A 20,794-nucleotide genomic window follows, 5' to 3' on the forward strand; every position below is an offset into this window, starting at 1 on the left:
TTGGTCATCCCCGGGGTTTCTGGTGGAGGGCGGCGCGGGAGGAGCGGATGGCCTCCCGCAGTACCTGGCGGTCGTCGAAGGGGCGGACGACTCCGGCGATGTCCTGGCCCTGCTCATGGCCCTTTCCGGCGATGAGCACGGTGTCGCCGGGTTCGGCGCGGTCGACCGCGGCGGCGATGGCGGCGGCCCGGTCGGCGTCGACCAGGACCTGGCCGCGTTCATGGGCCGGGACCTCGGCGGCTCCGGCGAGCATGGTGGCGAGGATCGCGAGCGGGTCCTCGGAGCGCGGGTTGTCGGAGGTGAGGACGGCCGTGTCGGCGAGCCGGGCGGCCGCGGCGCCCATGGGCGCGCGTTTGGTGGTGTCGCGGTCGCCGCCGCAGCCGAGGACGATATGGAGCCGCCCCTTGGTGACCTTGCGCAGGGAGCGCAGCACCGAGTCGACGGCGTCGGTCTTGTGGGCGTAGTCGACCACGGCGAGATAGGGCTGGCCCTCGTCCACCCGCTCCAGCCGGCCCGGGACACCGGGGACGGCGGCGACGCCGTCGGCCGCGGTCTGCGGGTCGATCCCGGCGGTGACCAGGGCGACCACGGCGGCGAGGGTGTTGGCGACATTGAACGGGCCGGGCAGCGGCGCGCGGGCGGCGACCCGTACCCCGCCGGGACCGGCGATGGTGAGGGTGGAGCCCATCGGGCCGACCTCCACGTCCTCGGCGCGCCAGTCGGCGTCCGGGTGGCCCTCGGCGGAGAAGGTGGTGACCGGGACGGTCGCCTCCGTCACCAGCCGGCGGCCGTAGGCGTCGTCCAGATTGACCACGCCGTGCCGGCTGCGGGCGGGGGTGAAGAGCTGGGCCTTCGCCTGGAAGTAGTCCTCCATGCCGGAGTGGAACTCCATGTGCTCCGGGCTGAGGTTGTTGAAGACGGCGACATCGAAGACACAGCCGTCGACCCGGCCGAGCACCAGGGCGTGGCTGGAGACCTCCATGGCGACCGCGTCGACGTCGCGTTCGCGCATCACGGCGAAGAGGGCCTGGAGGTCGGTGGCCTCGGGGGTGGTGCGCTCCGACTTGATCCGCTCGTCGGCGATCCGGGTCTCGACGGTGCCGACGAGTCCGGTGACCCGGCCCGCGGCGCGCAGTCCGCCCTCCATCAGATAGACGGTGGTGGTCTTGCCGGAGGTGCCCGTGATGCCGATCTGGAGCAGGTGCTCGCCGGGGCGGCCGTAGATCTCGGTGGCCAGCTCGCCCATGCGGGCCCGGGGGTCCCCGGTGACCAGGACGGGCAGACCGGTGGCGGCGGCGCGGTCGGCGCCCGCCGGGTCGGTGAGGATGGCGGCGGCGCCGAGTCCGGCGGCCTGGGCGGTGAAGTCGGCGCCGTGCAGCCGGGCGCCGGGGAGGGCCGCGTAGATGTCACCGGGGCGCACGGCCCGGGAGTCATGGGTGATGCCGGTGACCGTGACCTCGTCCGCCGCCGGGTCGCTCACCCCCAGGCGGGCGGCCAGCCCCCCGAGGGGTGTCGGGTGCGGCCGGGCGGGCCGGGGGGCTCCCGGCTGTCGCTCGGGGGCGTCCTGCGGGGTGGTTCCGTACTGATCAGCGTGTGGCACGGCGGTGAGCGTACCGGGCGCACCCGGCGCGGGGCGAAATGAGGCCGGAGTGGTGCCGTGGTTCCCGGAGTCGGGGGTGATGGTGGTCACTGAAATGGTTCCTCGGGTGGTTCAGGGGCCGGTGCGGCGGCGGCTCGGCGGGCGGGGGGCGCCTCCTTCGGGTGCGGCGGGGTGTCGGAGGTGACGGTGGTGGCCCAGGGGTCCGGGGTGGCCGCTCAGGGGTCCGGGGCCGTCTCTCCTGCGCCCGGGGCGGTCTCTCATGTGCCCGGGGCGTAGGTGACGGGGAGCCCGGGGGGCTTCTTGCCGGTGGGCGGGGTCCGCAGGGTCTTCAGGGCGAAGCGGGTGACCTGCTGGTGGACGGGTCCGCAGATCTGGCCGCCGAAGTAGCTCCCCTTGGTCGGGTTCTGGATGGCGCAGTAGACGGCGATCCTGGGCTGGTCGGCGGGGGCGAATCCGGCGAAGGAGGCGGTGAACCCCCGGTAGCGGCCCAGCTCGGGGTCGACCCGGTCGGCGGTGCCGGTCTTGCCCGCGACGCGATAGCCGGGGATACGGGCCTTGGTGCCGGTGCCCTCGTCGCTGGCGACCACCGACTCCAGCATCGCGGAGAGGGTCCGCGCGGTCTCCTCGCCGATGACCCGGGTCTTCTTGGGCGCGGGGGCGGGGGTGAACCGTCCGTCGGGGCCCTTGGTGCCGCGGACCAGGGTGGGTTCGATCCGTACGCCGCCGTTGGCGACGGTCTGGTAGACGGAGGCCGCCTGGAGCGCGTTGAGCGAGAAGCCCTGGCCGAAGGGGATCGTGTACTGCTGCGAGGTGGACCACTTCCCGGGCGGGGCCAGCAGCCCCGGGGTCTCCCCGGGGTAGCCGAGGCCGGTGGGCTTCCCGATGCCGAACTTCCGCAGATAGGAGTGGAGCACCTTGTTGGCCTCGGGCTGGGTGTCCCCCAGCTGACCAGTGGCCAGGATCGTCCCGATATTGCTGGATTTCGCGAGGACACCGGTAAGGGTGAGGTACCAGGTGGGGTGGTCGATGTCGTCCTTGAAGAGCCGGTCGCCCCGGTGGAGCCGGTTGGGGACCACCACATGGGTGTCCGCGGTCGCCGCCTTCTCCTCCAGTACGGCGGCGAGGGACATCACCTTGGCGGTGGAGCCGGGCTCGTACACATCCTGGAGGGCCGGGTTGCCGAGCCGGGTGGCGTCCGCCCGCGCGATGTCGTTCGGGTCGAACCCGGGGGCGTTGGCCATGGCCAGCACCTCACCGGTCCGGGTGTCCTGGACGATCACATAGCCCCGGTCGGCCCGGGACTTCTCCACCTGTTCGGTGATGGCGCGCTGGGCGGCCCACTGGATGTCCCGGTCGATCGTCAGCTCCACATCGGAGCCGGGGACGGCGGGGGTCTCCCGGGTGCCGTCGGCGGTGGGGACCCGGCGGCCGCCGGAGTGGGCATAGGTGATCTCGCCGTCCTTGCCCGCGAGGGCGGAGTCGAGCATGGACTCGATCCCGCCGCCGCCCCGGCCGTCGGCGTTGACATAGCCGAGTATCCCGGCGCCGAGGTCCCCATTGGGGTAGACGCGTTTGCTGCTGGGTTCCTGGAGGACCCCGGCGAGCACATTGGCGCCGGGGCCGCCCCGGGCCCGGTCGGCGCGGGCCTTCTCGGCGAACACCTTCTTGACGTCCTTGATCTGGTTCCAGACCTGGGGCGTCTGACGGCGGGCGAGCACGGTGTAGCGGGAGCCGGGGGCCTTGAGCTTGCGGGCGAGATCCCCGGCGTCCTCGCCGAGGATCGGGGCGAGCAGCGCCGCGGCCTGTTCGGGCGCGTTCGGCGACTTGCTCTCCTCGGGGGTGAAGAGCTTGGGGTCGGCGGTGATGTCGTAGGCGTCGACGCTGGTGGCGAGGGGGGTGCCGGTGCGGTCGGTGATCTCGCCGCGCTCGGCGGCGAGCACCACGCTCAGATAGCGCTGCTGCTGGGCCTTGGTGGCGAAGGTGTCCGCGTCGACGGCCTGGACCTGGAGCAGCCGGACGACGAAGGCGAGCATCACCAGGGTGAGGGCCAGGCTGATCAGCCGCAGCCGGGGGCGGGGGCTGCCGAGCCGCAGGGCCCTGGGGGCGGGTGACTTGGCCCGGGGCGGGGCCTGCCGGGCGGGGGGCCGCCGGCCGGGTGCGGGGACCCGGCGGCCGGGCGGGGCGGCCTTGGCGGCGGGGCGGGCCGGGCGGGCGGGGTGGTCCTTGGGAGGCACTGCGTCACCTGCCGGTGGGCGTCGGGGGCGGGCCGGCCGGGGCGGCGGGCACGGCCGCGGGGGGCTGCGGGGCGGTCGCGGTGCCGCCGGTGTTGTCCGTACCGGTGGCGGTGCCTGCGGTGTCGGCGGTGCCCTTGGTGCCGACGGTGCCCGCGGTGTTCGGGGCCGTGGCGTCCGCGCTGTCTGTGGTGTTCGCGTCGCCTGGGGTGCCTGCGTTGTTCAGGAGTGCGGTGGCGTCCGTACCGGGTACGGTGCCGGTCTCCTCGGTCGCGGCGGGCCCCGGGACCCCAGCGGCTCCGGTCCCTGCCGTCACTCCCGCCGCACCGGTCCCATCGGTCGCGGCGGACCCGGGTGTGGGTTCGGCCGCCGGGCCGGGGACGCCGCGTACGGTGCCGTCGGGGTCGAGGAAGGCCGGGTCGCCCCCGGGGACCATGCCCAGCTCCCGGGCGCGCCGCTCCAGCGCGTCGGGGGCCAGGAAGGCGTCGACGTCCCGCTGGAGCGCCTGCTGTTCATCGGTGAGTTCGGTGGTCTTGCGCTTCAGCTCGCTCAGTTCGAACGAGTCCTCGCTGAGCGCGGAGTTCAGCAGCAGCAGCATGATCAGTCCGCCGCCGAGCAGAACCACCACGAGCAGGACGAACGGGGTACGGGCGGCGGTCGCGGAGCCCGCCGGCATCATCCGGGCGAGCCGGGCGGCACCGCCCTTGAGCTGCTGGGCCGCTGGACTCACCGTGTCCTCCCGATCGTCTTCCGGCTCCCCGGGGGCGGGGCGGTCCGGACCCTGCCCGCCTGGCGGTTCACCGCACGTCCTCCCGGATGCGCTGTGCCCCCCTCAGACGCGCGGGGGCGGCCCGGCGGTTCTCGGCGACCTCGTCCTCGGTGGGGAGTTCCGCACCACGGGTCAGCAGCTTCAGCCGGGGCTGGTACTCCTCCGGTACGACGGGCAGACCGGCCGGCGCCGTGGAGGTGGCACCGGCGGTGAGGACCTGCTTGACCAGACGGTCCTCCAGGGACTGGTACGAGAGGACCGCGATCCGGCCGTCGACGGCCAGCGCCCCGACCGCCGCCGGGATCGCCCGCTCCAGCACGCTCAGCTCGCCGTTGACCTCGATGCGCAGGGCCTGGAAGGTGCGCTTGGCGGGGTTGCCGCCGGTACGCATCGCGGCCTGGGGCAGCGACTCCCGGATCAGCTCGACCAGCCGGGCGCTGGTGGTGAAGGGCTCCTTCGCGCGCTCCCGGACGATCGCCGAGACGATCCGCTTGGCCTGCTTCTCCTCGCCGTAGGCGCGCAGGACGCGGACCAGGTCCCCGGGCGGATAGGTGTTGAGGACCTCGGCGGCGCTGATGCCGGTGGTCTGGTCCATGCGCATGTCGAGGGGGGCGTCCTGGGAGTAGGCGAACCCCCGGTCGGCCTCGTCCAGCTGCATGGAGGAGACGCCGAGATCGAAGAGGATCCCCTGGACCTTCGGCACCCCCAGCCGGGCGACGACCTCGGGCAGCTCGTCGTAGACCGCGTGGACCAGGGTGGCGCGCGGGCCGAACGGCGCGAGGCGCTCACCGGAGAGCCGCAGCGCCTCGGTGTCCCGGTCGAGGGCGATCAGCCGCACCTCGGGGAAGCGGGTGAGCAGGGCCTCGCTGTGACCGCCGAGTCCGAGGGTGCAGTCGACGACGACGGCTCCCGGGACCTCCAGAGCCGGTGCCAACAGATCCAGACACCGCTGGAGCATCACCGGGACGTGTCGGGTATTGCTCACTGGGCCCTCTCAGGTCCGGCGCGGCGCCCGGTCGACGCCGTGGCCCGGTCCGGGGGTACGCCGCACACGCGGTGCGCGGCACGGCGCGCGCGGGGAAGATCGTGGTGGGGAAGGCATGGGGACATGGGAACGGGCGCATGGCTCCATGGACTCCGCGCCACTCTAGTCCACGCCCCGGCCCGGTCAATCAACCGGCCGACGGCGTGGCGGGCGGGCCCGGGAGGGTGGGGTTTCACCCGTACGGACGACGCACCGTCCATCGTGTGGGTTACCTCACAACAACGGATGTTGATGTTCTTTGTGACCTCTCACAGCAGGCCGGGACGGCCACCGCCCACTACCGTCGTCGGCATGACGACTTCCGCGCACCGCCCCGCCGACGCCCCGGGCCTCGGCGGCAAGGTCACCGACCGCCTCGTCGAGGCGAACCTGCGCTACGCCGCCGGCTTCCAGGACCCCGGGATGGACGCGCGCCCCGTGCTGCGGGTGGCCGTGGTCGCCTGCATGGACGCCCGGCTCGACCTGCATGCCGCGCTGGGCCTGGAGCTGGGCGACTGCCACACCATCCGGAACGCGGGCGGTGTGGTGACCGACGATGTGATCCGTTCCCTGACCATCAGCCAGCGGGCGCTGGGCACCAGCAGTGTGATCCTGATCCACCACACCGGGTGCGGTCTGGAGTCGCTGACCGAGGACTTCCGGCATGAGCTGGAGGACGAGGTGGGACAGCGTCCGCCGTGGGCGGTGGAGGCGTTCCGCGATGTGGACCAGGACGTACGGCAGTCCATGCAGCGGGTGCGGACCTCGCCCTTCCTGCTGCACACCGATGATGTGCGCGGCTTTGTCTTCGATGTGAAGCAGGGGCTGCTGCGGGAGATCGACCCCGCGGAGTGACGGCGGGGGCGCCCGCCGCGCCCCCTCCCCCGCCCTGTTTGTCCCCTCGCTCCCTGTCGTCCCTCTGTGTTCCGGTGCCGGTCGGGCCGGGTCGCGCTCCTGGTGCGCGGCCCGGCCCGGCTGTCTGCCGATGACCGGCGTCGGCCGCTTGTGGAAAAAGTCGTTCCCCGATCGGGGGACCGGGGCGAGGGAGAAAAATCAGTAAATCCGACATATCCCATGCCGTTGTCCACAGCCAAGTGACACGGCGCCACCAGGCCAACAACAATGCGGGGAACGCGGCGCCCGCTCCGGAACCTCCCGGAGCCGTTGTTCGTGTTTCGGGGTGGGCCGGACCGTCGGCCCGTGAATGGGCCGAGGAGGGCCGGGTGACGACCTATGACGATCGAGCGAGCCTCACGGATCTGACCACCACAGCGGATCGGGTCCGCAGATCGGTGGAGGGCGTGATCGAGGGCAAGCCGGAGGTCGTACGGCTCTCGCTGACCGTGCTCCTCGCCGAGGGCCATCTCCTCATCGAGGATGTCCCCGGCGTGGGCAAGACCATGCTGGCCAAGGCGCTGGCCCGGTCCATCGACTGCTCCGTGCGGCGCATCCAGTTCACTCCGGATCTGCTGCCGTCGGACATCACCGGTGTGTCCGTCTTCGACCAGCAGGAGCGCGACTTCGAGTTCAAGCCGGGTGCGATCTTCGCCCAGATCGTCATAGGCGACGAGATCAACCGCGCCTCGCCCAAGACCCAGTCGGCGCTGCTGGAGTCCATGGAGGAGCGCCAGGTCACCGTGGACGGCCGCACCTATGAGCTGCCCAGCCCGTTCATGGTGGTCGCCACGCAGAATCCCCTGGAGATGGAGGGCACCTACCCCCTCCCCGAGGCCCAGCGCGACCGCTTCATGGCCCGGGTCTCCATCGGCTATCCGAGCGCCGAGGCCGAGTTGCAGATGCTCGATGTGCACGGCGGGGCCTCCCCGCTGGACGACCTCCAGCCGGTCGCGCACGCCCATGACATCCTCAAACTGATAGACGCCGTGCGCCGGGTCCATGTGGCCGAGCCCGTGCGGCGGTACGCGGTGGAGCTGGTCTCCGCCACCCGGCAGCACCCCGACATCCGGCTGGGCGCCTCACCGCGGGCGACCCTGCATCTGCTGCGCGCCGCCAAGGCCACCGCCGCCCTCGCCGGGCGGGAGTACGCCCTGCCGGACGACGTCCGGGCCCTGGTGGTGCAGGTACTGGCGCACCGGCTGCTGCCCACCGCCCAGGCCCAGCTCAACCGCCGCACCGCGGAACAGGTGCTGCTGGAGATCCTCCAGCGCACCCCGGTGCCCACCGCCCAGGGCCCCGCCGCCGTCCGGCACCCGGGGGCGCGGCGGCCGTGATGCCCCAGCCGGACCCCGCCGCGGACACGGACGCCGTACCAGGAGCGCACAGGACCGGAGGAGCGGGAGAGACCGAGGGCCCGGGCGGCCCTCGGGAAACAGGGGGCGCGGGAGAGGGCGAGGGCCGGGACGCCTCCGGCCCCTGGGCCGCGCTGAGCGGTCTCACCACCCGCGGCCGGTCCTTCCTCGCGGCCGGGGTGGCCGCCGCGATCTGCGCGTACGTCCTGGGGCAGAGCGATCTGCTGCGGGTGGGGCTGCTGCTCTCGGCGCTGCCGCTGATCTGCGTGATCGTGCTCTACCGCACCCGCTACCGGGTGGCGGGCAGCAGACGGCTCACCCCCCACCGGGTCTCCGCCGGGACCGAGGCCCGGGTGCATCTGCGGGTGGACAATGTCTCCCGGCTGCCCACCGGGCTGCTGATGCTCCAGGACCATGTGCCCTATGTCCTCGGGCCCCGGCCCCGCTTTGTGCTGGACCGGGTCGAGGCGGGCGGGCGGCGGGAGGTCTCCTACCGGGTCCGTTCCGATCTGCGCGGACGCTATCCCCTGGGCCCGCTCCAGCTGCGGCTGACCGATCCGTTCGGGATGTGCGAGCTGACCCGGTCGTTCAGCGCCTTCGATCTGCTCACCGTGGTGCCCCGGGTGGAGGCACTGCCACCGGTGCGGCTGACCGGCGAGTCCCCCGGACACGGGGAGGGCCGCCAGCGCGCCCTGGCCCTCTCCGGTGACGACGATGTGATCCCCCGGGTCTACCGCCACGGCGACGATCTGCGCCGGGTCCACTGGCGCTCCACCGCGCGGTACGGCGAGCTGATGGTGCGGCGCGAGGAGCAGCCGCAGCGGCCCCGCTGCACCGTGCTCCTGGACACCCGCTCCATCGCCTACGAGGGCGTGGGCCCCGACGCGCCCTTCGAGTGGGCGGTCTCCGGGGCCGCCTCCGTGGTGATGCACATCCTGGAGCGGGGCTTCTCCGTCCGGCTGGTGACGGACACCGGGGAAGCGGTGCCCGGGGCCGGCGGGGGCGGCTTCGCGAGCCATGGCGCCGAGGCGGCGGATGTCGCCGGAGTGCTGATGGACATGCTCGCGGAGGTCGACCACTCCGACGGGACCGGATTCTCGGCCGCGCGCGACGCCGTGCGCGGCGGGGGCGACGGACTGCTGGTCGCGTTCCTCGGCGGGCTGGACGAGGAGCGGCTGACCGCCGTCGCCCGGATGCGCCCGCGCACCGGGGCCGCCGTGGCCCTGGTGCTGGACCCCTCGCTCTGGCCGGACGGCCCCGCCCGCGGCGGCGCGGTCGAGGACCGGCTGCGCAGGCTGCGGGAGGCGGGCTGGACGGCCCTCGCGGTACCGCAGGGGGCCGAGCTGGCCGAGCTGTGGCAGCTGGCCGACCAGCAGCGCGCCGAACCGTCCGGCCCCACCGGCCAGGGTTTTGGCGCATGGTCATGAGGGACCCGGCCGGATGCGGCCGGTCATGAGGCGGATGAGCGTGAACAGAGCGGACGAGCCGCACGGAGCGGACGGGGGGCCGGAGTGATGAGCGGTCGGGGACGGCTGGCGCTGTGCGCGTACGCCGCCACACTCATGGCGGCGAGTGCGCTGCTCCCGCTGTTGCAGAGCGTCGGCTGGATGGTGCAGTCGGCCCTGCTGCTGGGTCTCCAGAGCGGGGCGGGAGCGCTGGCACGGCGGGTGCCACTGGCCCGCCCGCTGACCATGCTGGTCCAGGCGATCACCGGTCTGGCACTGCTGACCTGGGTCTTCGCCCGGGAGCACGCACTGCTCGGGGTGATCCCGGTGCCGGAGACCTTCGGCCACTTCGGCGATCTGCTGGCCACCGGCGGCGAGGACGTCAATCGCTACGCGATACCCGCCCCGACGACCGACGGCATCGGGCTGATGGTGGTCGGCGGTGTGCTGGCCATCGGTCTGCTGGTGGACACCGTCGCGGTCACCTTCCGCAGCGCCGCCCCCGCCGGGCTGCCGCTGCTGGCGCTCTACTCGGTGGCCGCCGGGCTCGCGGGGGGCGAGGCCAGCTGGCTCTGGTTCCTCGTCGCCGCCTGCGGCTATCTGCTGCTGTTGCTGGCCGAGGGCCGAGACCGGCTCTCCCAGTGGGGGCGGATCTTCACCACCCCCGATCCCGCGGCACGCGGGGCGAAGGCGTTCGAGCCCGGGGGCCGTGCCCCGAGGGCCACCCTGCGCACCGGGCGCCGGATCGGTGTGGTGGCACTCGGGGTGGCGCTGGTGGTGCCCGCCGCGCTGCCCGCGATGGACGGCGGCCTGCTCACCGGGCTGGGCTCCGGGGAGGGATCCGGGGGCGGCGGCGGAGGCGGCACCATCTCCGCGGTGAACCCGCTGGTCTCCCTCCAGGACAACCTCAACCAGCCGACCAACCGCCCGGTGCTCCGCTATGTCACCAACGCGGAGGACACCGACGACCTCTATCTGCGGATCGTCGCACTGGACCGGTTCGACGGGTCGAGCTGGCAGTCCTCGGAGCGGGGGGTCGTCGAGCTGGAGGATCCGCTGCCGCAGCCGGCGGGCCTGGATCCGCGGATCTCGGCGAAGGAGGTGCGCACCAGCATCTCCGCCGCCGACTACTACCAGCAGAGCTGGCTGCCCATGCCCTATCCGGCGACCCAGGTCTCCATCAGCGGCCGGTGGCGGTTCGAGCCGACCGGGCGGACCGTGGTGGCCGAACGGGGCGAGAACACCGGCGGCTCGGTCTACGAGGTCACCAGCCTGGCGGTGCGGCCCACCGAGAAGCAGCTCGCCGAGGCGCCGCCCGCCCCCGAGGAGCTGCGGCGCGAATACACCCGGGTACCGGACGACCTGCCCGACGTGGTGCGGGAGACCGCGCTGCGGATCACCCGGGGCGCCACCAATGACCATGAGCGCGCGGTGCTGCTCCAGCGGTGGTTCACCGATGACGGCGGCTTCACCTATGACACCCAGGTGGACTCCGGCACCGGGGTGCGGGCGATAGCCCGCTTCCTGGAGAACAAGGAGGGCTTCTGCGTCCACTTCTCCTTCACCATGGCGGCGATGGCCCGGACGCTGGGCATCCCGGCACGGGTGGCGATCGGCTTCACCCCGGGCACGGTGGGGGCCGACAAGAGCGTGACGGTCCGGCAGCGGGACGCCCATGCCTGGCCCGAGCTGTACTTCCAGGGGGTCGGCTGGACCCGGTTCGAGCCCACCCCGAGCCGGGGCACCGAGCCCCCCTACACCGTGCAGGACACGGTGAGCGGCGCTCCCAGCGCCCCCGCCACCCCCACGGAGAACGCCTCCGACGCCCCGGTGACGGCTCCGACGGCGTCCGACAGCTGCCCGCCGGAGCTGCGGCGGGCCGGTGAGTGCGAGACCGCCGCCACGGCCACCGACACCCCGGAGCAGACCGGTGGCTCCCTGGGGACGGTGCTGCTGATCGCGCTCGGGGCGCTGGCAGCGGTGGTGCTCCCCCTGGCCCCGCTGCTGCTGCGGCTGCGGATCACCGCCCGCCGGCTGGGCGGACGGGGGCGGACCGAGGAGGAGAGCGGGGCCCGGACCCTGGCCGCCTGGCTGGAGATCACCGACACCGCCTGGGACCACGGCATCCCGCCGGACGGCTCCCTGACACCGCGCGGGACGGCGGAGCGGATGATCCTGCTGGGGAAGCTGGAGGGAGCCGCGGCGCAGGCCGCGCACCGGGCCGCCACGGCGGTCGAGGAGGTGCTGTACGCACCCCGGCCGCAGCCCGCCGGCGGGCTCACCGAGGATGTCCGCCGGATACGGGAGGGGCTGCGCGCCGGGGCGGAGCGCGGCACCCGGCTGAGGGCGCTGCTGCTGCCCCGTTCCACCGTTCGTGTGGTGTGGGAGGCGTCAGCGGCGTGGAGCGGCTTCCTGGACCGCGGCAGAAGCCGTCTCCAGGAGCGCTGGACGGCCCTGCGGAGCCGTCCCTCCCGCCAGGGGGGCTGACACCCGGGCCCGTGTGCCCCCCGGGGGCACACGGGCCACAGGGCCGATTCAGGACGGACGGGCCGGATCAGGCGGGTCGGACCGGGACGAGCCGGACCGGTATCGCGACGGATCAGTACGGGACGGCCCGGTATCGGGACGGATCAGGACGGGCGGCCCGGATCGGGGCGGTCGTCCGGGGGCCCGGCGGAATCCCGGGGCCGTCGGCACGGACCGGTCACCCAGGGCAGCGCGGGGGCCGCGACCGGTGACGGCGGACATGCCGAAGCGCCCGGCGGTGGGGAGTGTCCGTATCAACCGGACCGTCTCACCCCTCCGGGCGCCTGTGCTGTGGGGAGGGCCTCAGTGACCCTGCTCGTCGCGGCGGCGCTGCCACCGCTGCTCGATCCGGTCCATCACGGACCTGCGCTGACGCGACTGACGGGGGTGCGACCGGGGGGCTCCCGTGACATCACCCAGGGCCTGCTGCTCACCGGGCTTGGGCGCCTTGCGCCAGCCGGTGACCGCGAGCACCGCACAACCCAGCATGACCAGGAAGCCCACGACACTGACCCAGACCAGCTGTGAGACCATTCCGGCCATCAGGAGCGCGATACCCACCAGGAAGCCGGCAACCGCTTGGTAGACCCGTCGCCGGGTGTACGTACGCAGCCCGCTTCCCTCAAGCGCTGTCGCGAATTTGGGATCTTCGGCGTACAGCGCTCGCTCCATCTGCTCAAGCATTCGCTGCTCGTGCTCCGAGAGCGGCACGGAGTCCTCCTAGTCGTCGGCCGCGGAGGCGACCGTATGCGGCCCTTTCAGGATAGGCAGGGAATCGCCCCCGTGAAACCCGCCCTCTACGCCAGTTTCGCCACTCCCGGCCGCCACGGCGGCTTGGTCGCTGAGGCGTAGATTCCCCAACCTCCGATCCGTCATGCCGGATGCTGTCCCTCGATCATACGGGGCGCACGACCCGTCCGGGGGGTCTGTGGCGTACTCCATCTGCGGCTGCGTCGCTGATCAGCCGCGCTTCTCGCCGAGAATGTGCAGCTGGGCGGCGACGGAGTGGAAGGCGGGCAGCTCGGCGGCGGCGGCCTCCAGCCGGAGCAGCGCGTCCAGGGCGCCCGGCTCGGTGTCCACCAGGGCTCCGGGCACCAGATCGGCGAAGACCCGCACCCCGTGCACGGCACCGACCTCGACACCCGCCCCGGCGGCCAGCTCGGTGAGCTGGTCGGCGGTGAAGCGGCGGGGCACCGGGTCGGCCCCGCCCCAGCGCCCGGCCGGGTCGGTGAGCGCTTGGCGGGCCTCGGTGAAGTGTCCGGCGAGGGCACGGGCGAGCACGGCGCCGCCGAGCCCGGCCGCGAGCAGGCTGACCGCGCCGCCGGGGCGGAGCGCCGCGACCGCGTTCCGCAGCCCTTCGGCGGGGTCGTCCACGTACTCCAGGACCCCATGGCAGAGCACCGCGTCGAAGCCACCGCGCTCCACGACCTCGAAGAGGCCGTGGACATCGCCCTGCACCCCGCGGACCCGCTCGGCGACGGCGGCCTCGGCGGCCCGGCGCTCCAGCGCGAAGAGGGCGTTGGGGCTGGGGTCGACCACGGTCACCCGGTGGCCGAGCTGGGCGACCGGCACGGCGAAGGAGCCGCTGCCGCCGCCGGTGTCGAGGATGTCCAGGCTGTCCCGCCCTGTCGCCTTGACCCGGCGGTCCAGGGCGTCCTGGAGGACCTCCCAGACCACGGAGGTGCGCAGGGAGGCACGGGGCGGGCGCGGCGGGGTGGCCCCGCGGGCGGACGGGTCCGGCACGGCAGTTGACTCCTCGGGCGGGACGCCCCGGCCAGCGCGGACGCGGACGGGGCGGACGGTGGTCGGCGGCGGGACGGGTGCGCCCCGGGCCGCCGGGGCGGACCCACCCACCCTATTGCCTCCGTCTTCCCCACCCGCTCCCCCGCTCCGACCGGCCGGAAGCCCGCGAGCGCGGCTCCGGCGGGGACGGCGCACGGCGGAGCCGCCTCGGGTCACATAGCGTCCTCCGTCTCCGGGTGCCGGCCCCGTGGCCGGGGCAGGGCGGGCCGGAGGACCAGCATGCGCTCCACCAGCCGGAGGAACATCGCCGCGTCCCGCAGCAGCTCCTCGGCGTCGCGGCTGCTCGCCGCGCCCGCTATACCGGCCTCGGCACGGGCCCGGCGCGGGGCGCCCGAGGCGAAGCGGGTACTCCACTCGGACAGCTCGGGGGCGCTCTCCGAGAGCAGCTCCCAGGCGCTGCGGATCGCGGCCCGGCGGCCCCGGCGCACCGGGGTCCCGCCACCCGGTGCGGTGGGGCCGTCGGGGTACCCCCGGGCGGCGAGGACGGCCGCGGCGGTGCGGATGGCGGCGAGATGGGCGGTGGCGTACCGCTCGTTGGGCGTGGACAGGGCGGCGGCCTCGGCGAGACCGGCACGGGCCTGGGCGAGCAGATCGAGGGCCGCGGGCGGCGCCGACGCGCGCCGCGCGACGGGGTGGACATCGCCCGCCGGCCCGGTCAGTGAGGGGACAGGGCCGGTGGCACGACGGCCGTGCGGGGACGGCGTGTTCTTGCTGGCCATGACGAACCTCCTGTCGTCGTGTGACGGCACTGTGGCCGTATGTGTCCATCGTGAGGCCCACCACTGACAATCCGCGCTGACCTGCGGTTTTGCCACAACGCCCAGGCCGTCGCTACCTTTTGCACTGACCAGTCAGTGCAAAAACGGGAGGGGAACGTGGACAGCCCGCACGGGGCGGCCGTCATCGCCGAGGGGTTCGGGCTCAAGGGCCCGCGCGGCTGGGCCTTCCGCTCGATCGATCTCGACGCCGCCCCCGGTTCGCTCATCGCGGTCGAGGGGGCCTCCGGCTCCGGCCGCACCTGTCTGCTGCTCGCCCTCACCGGGCGGATGCGCCCCACCGAGGGCCGCTGCGAGGTCGGCGGGCTTCCGCTGCCGCGCCGGATGGCGGCCGTGCGGAGGTTCTCCGCGCTGGGCCCCGTCCCCTCCGTCAGCGAACTCGACCCGGCCCTGACCGTCGCCGAGCATCTGCGGGAACGGGCCCTGCTCCAGCGCCGCTTCGGGATCTCGCCGAGCGCCCTGCTCCGCCCCCGCGCCGCCCGCGCCGAGGCACGCGCCCGGGTCCGGGAGGCGCTGGACGCCGTCGGGCTCGACCCCGACACGCTGCCCCGGGGGGACCGTACGCCGGTACGCGCGCTGGAGCGGATGGAGACCCTGCGGCTCTCCCTCGCCCTCGCGCTGATCGGCCGGCCCCGTCTGATCGCCGTCGACGACGCGGATCTGAAGCTCTCCGACCCCGAACGGGCCGAGGCATGGGAGCTGCTGCGCTCCCTGGCCGAGGGGGGCACCACCGTACTGGCGGTGTGCAGCCAGGCGCCCCGAGGGGCCGTCGTCGTCCGCACCCTGAGCACCGGCGACACCCGGCCCCCGCGGACCGCACCCCTCACCGGCACCACCAGCACCACCGCAGCAACCGCAGCAACCGACGAGACGGCCGCCGGACAGGCCGCCGCACACCACCAGGGGGAGAAGGCCGATGCGCTCGCCGAGACTCGCCGCGCTTGAGCTGAAGCGGTTCGGCCGGGGCAGGCTGCCCCGGGCCGCCGTCGTCGCGATCGTCCTGCTGCCCCTGCTCTACGGAGCCCTGTACCTGTGGTCCTTCTGGGACCCGTACGGCCGCCTCGACCGCATCCCCGTCGCCCTCGTCAACGAGGACAAGGGCGCCACCGCCGAGGGCGAGAAGGTCACCGCCGGTGACGAGATCGCCCGGAACCTCCGCGACAGCGATGTCTTCGACTGGCACGAGGTGAGCGCGGCCGAGGCGCGCGAGGGCGTCGAGAAGGGTTCGTACTACCTCTCGCTCACCATGCCCGAGGACTTCAGCTCACGCGTCTCCTCCAGCTCGGGCGACTCCCCCGAGACGGGCGCGCTCCAGGTACGCACCAACGACGCCAACAACTACATCGTCGGCCAGGTCTCCCGGACGGTCTTCGCCGAGGTCCGCACCGCCGCCTCGACCAAGGCGTCCCGCTCCTTCCTGGACCGGATCTTCATCTCCTTCTCCGACCTGCACGAGGCCACCGAGAAGGCGGCCAAGGGCGCCGACGACCTCAAGGGCGGTATCGGTGACGCCAAGGAGGGCTCCAAGAACCTCGCCGACGGGCTCACGAGCGCCAAGGACAACACCGGGAAGCTGACGGGCGGTCTGACCCGGCTGACCGAAGCGGCGGGCACCCTGGAGAGCGGCGGCCGCCAGGTGGCGGAGGGCACCAGGACCCTCTCCGACCGGATCAACGGCTATCACGAGAGGATCAGCCCCTACCTCAAGGACCCGGGCAAGCCCGTGGAGGACATCTCCCAGGCCCTGCGCGACCGGCTGACGGAACAGGCCGCCGCCGCACCCGCCGCCGCCACCCGGACCAAGGAGGCGGCGGACGAGCTGACCCGGGTCCACACGGAGCGCTGCGCCGCCGACGCCGCCGAGCCCGACCCCGTCTGCCCCGCCCTGGAGCGCGCCCGGACCGCGCTGGGCGGCGCGGTGGAGACCACCCGGTCCGCCGGGGAGGCGGCCCAGGAGAACGCCGCGAGCCTGAAGAGCATCGACAGCTCGCTCGCCGGGCTCCGCGAACGGGTCGAGGGCCTGGCCGAGCGCGGCCCCGACCTGGAGAAGGAGCTGGCCACCGAGGTCGAGCGGATCAACGCGCTGAGCAACGGCGCCCAGGCGGTCTCCCGGGGCCTGACCGAGCTGCACACCGGTCTGAGCGGCGCCCGGACCGGCTCCACCGAGATCGACAGCGGGGTGGCCCGGCTCAAGCAGGGCGCGGGGGACCTGGACGGCGGGCTGTTCAAGCTCGTCGACGGCTCGGCCGACCTGGCGGGCGGCCTCCACGACGGGGCGGCGAAGATCCCCGACTACGACGAGAAGGACCGCGACCGGCGTACGGAGGTGATGGCCGACCCGGTGAAGCTGGCCAGCACCACCCTCAACCAGGCCGCCAACTACGGCACCGGCTTCGCCCCGTACTTCATCCCGCTCTCCCTCTGGGTCGGCGCGATGGTCGCCTACATGATCATTCAGCCGATGAACCGGCGGGCGCTCGCCGCGGGCGCCTCCGCGTGGCGGATCGCGCTGGCGGGCTGGCTGCCGGTGCTCGCCATCGGGCTGGTGCAGGTCGGCGCGCTGATGGCGGTACTCCACTGGTCACTGGGGCTCCAGCTGGAGCACGCGGCGGGGACGGTGGGCTTCCTCGCCCTCGCCATCGGCTGTTTCGCCGCCATCATCCAGTGGCTGAACGCCCGCTTCGGGGCGGCCGGGCGGATCCTGGTCCTCGCGGTGCTCATGCTCCAGCTGACCTCGGCCGGCGGCACCTACCCGGTACAGACCAGCCCCGGCTTCTTCAACGCGATCCACCCCTTCCTGCCGATGACCTACGTGGTGGAGGCGCTGCGCAGGCTGATCAGCGGCGGCGGGCTCGACCCGGTGTGGCAGGCGAGCGTGGTCCTGCTCGCCTTCACCGCGGGCGCGCTGGCGCTCACCGCGCTCACCGCCCGGCGCAAGCAGGTGTGGAGCTTCGACCGGCTCCACCCCGAGCTGAGCCTGTGAGGACCGCCCCGGGCCCACCGCGGCCCGGGGCCTCCCCCCGTCTGTCCCCTGCCTGCCTCCCTTGAACGGAACCGGCTTCGGCAAACCCCTGAGACCTGTGAGAATCGACACCATGGACGCGACGGACAGCACCAGCACCAGACGCAGGGCGACCCGGGCCAAGCTCTACGAGGCGGCGGTGACGCTCATCGCCGAGCAGGGTTTCTCGGCGACCACGGTGGACGAGATCGCCGAGCGCGCGGGGGTGGCCAAGGGCACGGTCTACTACAACTTCAAGAGCAAGACGGAGCTGTTCGAGGAGTTGCTGCGGTACGGCGTCGGCCTGCTGACCTCCTCGCTCCAGGAGGCCGCCGACGAGACGGCGCGGCACGGCGGCACCAAGGTCGCGGCCCTGGACGCGATGATCAGGGCCGGTCTGGTCTTCATCGACCGCTACCCCGCCTTCACCCAGCTGTTCGTCGCCGAGCTGTGGCGGACCAACCGCGCCTGGCAGTCCACCCTCCTGGTGGTACGCCAGCAGGCGGTGGCGGTGGTCGAGACCGTGCTGCGGGAGGCGGTGGAGAACGACGAGCTGAGCGAGGAGATCGACATCCCGCTCACCGCCGCCGCGCTGGTGGGCATGGTGCTGGTGGCGGCGCTGGACTGGCAGTCCTTCCAGCGGGAACGGTCCCTGGACGATGTGCACGCGGCGCTCTCCCGGCTGCTGCACGGGCGGGTGAGCGGTCGCTGAGACCCCGCACGGGGCACAGCTGTAGGGGCATACGGGCATACGGGCATACGGGCATACGGGCATACGGGAAAGGTGCCGGTCCGGCGTGACTCGATCCCCCCGAGTCGTCGCCGGACCGGCACCTTCCGGTCCCCCGTGCCTTCCCCCGTGTTTCCCCTGCTCCCCCGATTTCCCCCGTGCGGTCGTCCCCCGATGCTCCCGGCACCCGGTTCCCCGGGCCACCGGGTCTTCCCCCGTGTCACCTCGGGGGTCCGTACGCCGTTCCGCCACCCCGTGTCGGCGGTACCGGCGCCGCGGCCCCTTCGGTGGACTCCACTGTGTCGTCCGCAGGGCCCGGCACCCATCCGTGCCGCTACTCATCTCGCCACCTAGGTACAGGTACTCACTCCTGGGCGCGGATGCCCATGCCCCCGCCCTCCCGGGTGGTTACGATCACCTCCGTGTCCGTACTCCCTCTCGTCTTCACCAGCGGCTGGGCCAGCGGGATCAACGCGTACGCCGTCGTTCTGCTGCTGGGTGTCTTCGGTGCCACCGGCCTGACGGACGAGGTGCCCGAGGCGCTCCAGCGCACCGATGTCCTGATCGTCGCCGGGGTGCTCTTCCTCTGTGAGGCGGTCGCCGACAAGATCCCGTACATCGACTCCGCGTGGGACTCGGTCCATACCGTGATCCGGCCGGTCGCGGGGGCGGTGATCGCGGCGCTGCTGGCCGGGGAGTCCGGTTCACTGCCGGAGCTGGCGGCCGGCGCGGTGGGCGGGACCACCGCGCTCACCAGCCATCTCGTCAAGGCCGGCACCCGGATGGCGGTCAACACCTCACCGGAGCCCTTCAGCAATATCGGGGTGAGCACGGCGGAGGACCTGGGCGTCGCCGGGGTCCTCACCTTCGCGATGTTCCACCCGCTGGCGGCGGCGGTGATCGCCGCGGTGCTGCTGGCCCTCGGGATCGTCGTGGTGGCGCTGCTCGCGACCCGGATCCGGCGGTACCGGCGGCGCCGTGCCCAGCTGCGCGAGGAGAAACACCTGGCCGAGGCCGTTCTCCGGGACGAGCCACCGAACCCCGGGGACCCACCCCCGCCGTGACTGTCAGTCCCGGTCGCTAGAGTTTTCGCCATGGCACGGATTGCGGTGATCGGCGCCGGGATGGGCGCGATGGCTGCCGCCGCCCGGCTGGCCGTGGCAGGCCACCGGGTGACGGTGTACGAGCGTACGGCGACGTACGGCGGCTCGGTGGGCGCCTTCGAGCGCGACGGCTTTGTCTTCGACACCGGCCCCGGTCTGCTGCATCTGCCCGCCGTCTGGCGGGATCTCTTTCTGAAGACGGGCCGGGAGCCCCTGGAGAAGTGCGTCTCCCTGGTCCAGGTCGACCCGTCGAGCCGGCATCTCTTCGCCGACGGCACCGGGGTCACCCTGCCCAACGCCTCCCGGGCGGGGATCGTCTCGGCGCTGGAGGCGGCCCTCGGCGGCGGCGCGGGCGAGCGCTGGGGCGACTTCCTGGGCCGCGCCCGGGACGCCTGGGACCGTTCACGGCGGCCGTTGCTGGAGGAGCCCCTCTGGGCCGACTGGCACCGGCTGGAGCGCGACCCCTATCCCGCCCCCCGGCAGCGGCGTCTGCTGCGCACCCGGCAGGCGTCCACCGTGGCCGAGGTCGGCGCGTGGGAGCTGGCCGACCCCCGTCTCGCCACCCTGCTGGAGGGATACGCCCTGGGGTACGGGCTCGATCCCCGCGAGGCTCCCGCGAGCGCCGCGCTGCTGCCCTATATGGAGCAGACCTTCGGCAGCTGGTACGTGGCGGGCGGGCTGCGGGAGCTGGCCCGCGCGGTGCACGACCGGTGTGTGGCCCGGCGGGTGGAGTTCGTCCTCGGGACCGAGGTGGTCTCGGTGGTGGAGAAGGACGGCCGGGCCACCGGCGTCGAGCTGGCCGGGGGCGCGATCGTGGCGGCCGACCATGTGGTGGCGGGCGTCGACGCGGACCGGCTGACCGGGCGGGAGCTGTGGGCCGAGGGCGATGTCCGCCCCCGGGCGCGCACCGGGGACGCCTCGGCGCCCGGCCGGTTCACGGTGCTGCTGGCGCTGCGGGGGGAGCGCCCCGCGTCGGCGGTCCACCGTACGGTGGTCCACTCCCCCGACACCGGCGAGGAGGCGGCGGCCGTCTTCGGCGGGCGGATCGCCGGGCGGCCCACGGTCACGGTGCTCCGCCCGGACGACCCGCGGACCCGTCCCGACGGCGGGCACGAGGCGGTCACGGTCTCGGCGACGGTCGCGGGCCCCGGCTCCGGGGTCGACTGGTCCGACGAGGCACTGCGGGAGCGGTGTGCCGAGGTACTGGTGGAGGCGGCGGCCCCGGCCCTCGGCGGGAGCATCGCGGAGCTGCGGGAGCGGCTGCTGTGGCGGGAGGTGCTGACGCCCGCCGAGACCGGTCGGATATCCGCGCCCGCGCTCGCCGGGCCCGGCGGCCGTCATCTCCACCCGGCGAACACCACCCGGCTGCCGGGGCTCCATCTGGTCGGCGGCGGGGCCCACCCGGGCGGCGGGCTCGCCCATTCCGGGATGTCGGGCGCCCTGGTGGCGGGGCTGATCGTGGAGGGGGCCGACTTCCGGGGCTCCCAGTAGGCGCCCGACCGTACGGCCCACCCGACCGTACGCACGGCTCTCCCGG

General features: G+C 73.6%; 16 protein-coding genes. 9 read left to right on the forward strand and 7 right to left on the reverse strand.

Features of this window, described 5'->3' with window-relative positions:
- Window positions 1-4 precede the first annotated feature (4 nt).
- The 4 genes from ABT354_RS14860 to rsmH form a co-directional block, all read right to left on the reverse strand.
- The gene (locus ABT354_RS14860) at window positions 5-1,690 is read right to left on the reverse strand and encodes a UDP-N-acetylmuramoyl-L-alanyl-D-glutamate--2,6-diaminopimelate ligase (RefSeq protein WP_351493466.1); all 1,686 of its coding nucleotides are present in this window, start codon (window positions 1,688-1,690) and stop codon (window positions 5-7) included.
- A gap of 167 nt (window positions 1,691-1,857) precedes the next feature.
- Complete coding sequence (locus ABT354_RS14865; protein ID WP_351493468.1) at window positions 1,858-3,834, reverse strand: peptidoglycan D,D-transpeptidase FtsI family protein; 1,977 nt, start codon at window positions 3,832-3,834, stop codon at window positions 1,858-1,860.
- 4 nt (window positions 3,835-3,838) lie between these two features.
- On the reverse strand, window positions 3,839-4,561 hold the full coding sequence (gene ftsL, locus ABT354_RS14870; protein WP_502983414.1) for a cell division protein FtsL: 723 nt from the start codon (window positions 4,559-4,561) through the stop codon (window positions 3,839-3,841).
- A gap of 67 nt (window positions 4,562-4,628) precedes the next feature.
- Window positions 4,629-5,585, reverse strand: coding sequence for a 16S rRNA (cytosine(1402)-N(4))-methyltransferase RsmH (gene rsmH / locus ABT354_RS14875; RefSeq protein ID WP_351493470.1), 957 nt, complete (start codon window positions 5,583-5,585; stop codon window positions 4,629-4,631).
- 351 nt (window positions 5,586-5,936) lie between these two features.
- On the opposite strand from rsmH, the gene ABT354_RS14880 reads away from it, so the two are divergent.
- From ABT354_RS14880 to ABT354_RS14895, 4 genes are all read left to right on the forward strand, one after another.
- On the forward strand, window positions 5,937-6,479 hold the full coding sequence (locus ABT354_RS14880; RefSeq protein WP_351493472.1) for a beta-class carbonic anhydrase: 543 nt from the start codon (window positions 5,937-5,939) through the stop codon (window positions 6,477-6,479).
- A gap of 368 nt (window positions 6,480-6,847) precedes the next feature.
- On the forward strand, window positions 6,848-7,855 hold the full coding sequence (locus ABT354_RS14885) for an AAA family ATPase (protein WP_351493474.1): 1,008 nt from the start codon (window positions 6,848-6,850) through the stop codon (window positions 7,853-7,855).
- On the forward strand, window positions 7,855-9,300 hold the full coding sequence (locus ABT354_RS14890; RefSeq protein WP_351493476.1) for a DUF58 domain-containing protein: 1,446 nt from the start codon (window positions 7,855-7,857) through the stop codon (window positions 9,298-9,300). The genes ABT354_RS14885 and ABT354_RS14890 overlap by 1 nt, the downstream gene beginning before the upstream one ends.
- An 87-nt stretch (window positions 9,301-9,387) precedes the next feature.
- Window positions 9,388-11,805 (forward strand): transglutaminase TgpA family protein, encoded by a 2,418-nt coding sequence (locus ABT354_RS14895; protein WP_351493478.1) that lies wholly within the window; start codon window positions 9,388-9,390, stop codon window positions 11,803-11,805.
- Between the two features lie 342 nt (window positions 11,806-12,147).
- On the opposite strand, the gene ABT354_RS14900 is transcribed toward ABT354_RS14895, so the two are convergent.
- The 3 genes from ABT354_RS14900 to ABT354_RS14910 all read right to left on the reverse strand — a co-directional run bounded on the left by ABT354_RS14900 (window position 12,148) and on the right by ABT354_RS14910 (window position 14,366).
- Window positions 12,148-12,555 (reverse strand): SCO2097 family morphological protein, encoded by a 408-nt coding sequence (locus ABT354_RS14900; RefSeq protein WP_351493480.1) that lies wholly within the window; start codon window positions 12,553-12,555, stop codon window positions 12,148-12,150.
- A 249-nt stretch (window positions 12,556-12,804) separates the two neighbouring features.
- Window positions 12,805-13,521 (reverse strand): class I SAM-dependent methyltransferase, encoded by a 717-nt coding sequence (locus ABT354_RS14905; RefSeq protein WP_502983420.1) that lies wholly within the window; start codon window positions 13,519-13,521, stop codon window positions 12,805-12,807.
- 278 nt (window positions 13,522-13,799) lie between these two features.
- Window positions 13,800-14,366, reverse strand: a complete 567-nt coding sequence (locus ABT354_RS14910) for an SAV_6107 family HEPN domain-containing protein (RefSeq protein ID WP_351493484.1) — start codon at window positions 14,364-14,366, stop codon at window positions 13,800-13,802.
- Between the two features lie 156 nt (window positions 14,367-14,522).
- Between ABT354_RS14910 and ABT354_RS14915 the strand changes: the two genes are divergently transcribed.
- The 5 genes from ABT354_RS14915 to ABT354_RS14935 all read left to right on the forward strand — a co-directional run bounded on the left by ABT354_RS14915 (window position 14,523) and on the right by ABT354_RS14935 (window position 20,748).
- Window positions 14,523-15,368, forward strand: coding sequence for an ATP-binding cassette domain-containing protein (locus tag ABT354_RS14915; RefSeq protein ID WP_351493486.1), 846 nt, complete (start codon window positions 14,523-14,525; stop codon window positions 15,366-15,368).
- Complete coding sequence (locus tag ABT354_RS14920) at window positions 15,340-17,406, forward strand: YhgE/Pip family protein (protein ID WP_351493488.1); 2,067 nt, start codon at window positions 15,340-15,342, stop codon at window positions 17,404-17,406. Before ABT354_RS14915 ends, ABT354_RS14920 begins: the two co-directional genes overlap by 29 nt.
- Window positions 17,407-17,518: 112 nt before the next feature.
- Window positions 17,519-18,136 (forward strand): TetR/AcrR family transcriptional regulator, encoded by a 618-nt coding sequence (locus tag ABT354_RS14925; RefSeq protein WP_351493490.1) that lies wholly within the window; start codon window positions 17,519-17,521, stop codon window positions 18,134-18,136.
- A 440-nt stretch (window positions 18,137-18,576) separates the two neighbouring features.
- Window positions 18,577-19,218: a DUF4126 domain-containing protein gene (locus ABT354_RS14930; RefSeq protein WP_351493492.1), complete on the forward strand. Its 642-nt coding sequence runs from the start codon at window positions 18,577-18,579 to the stop codon at window positions 19,216-19,218.
- A gap of 30 nt (window positions 19,219-19,248) precedes the next feature.
- A complete protein-coding gene (locus tag ABT354_RS14935; protein ID WP_351493494.1) occupies window positions 19,249-20,748 on the forward strand; it encodes a phytoene desaturase family protein in 1,500 nt (499 codons plus the stop codon).
- Window positions 20,749-20,794: the final 46 nt, after the last annotated feature.

Origin of the sequence: Streptomyces sp. NPDC000594 (assembly GCF_040299965.1) — a bacterium.
Taxonomy (GTDB): Bacteria; Actinomycetota; Actinomycetes; order Streptomycetales; family Streptomycetaceae; genus Streptomyces.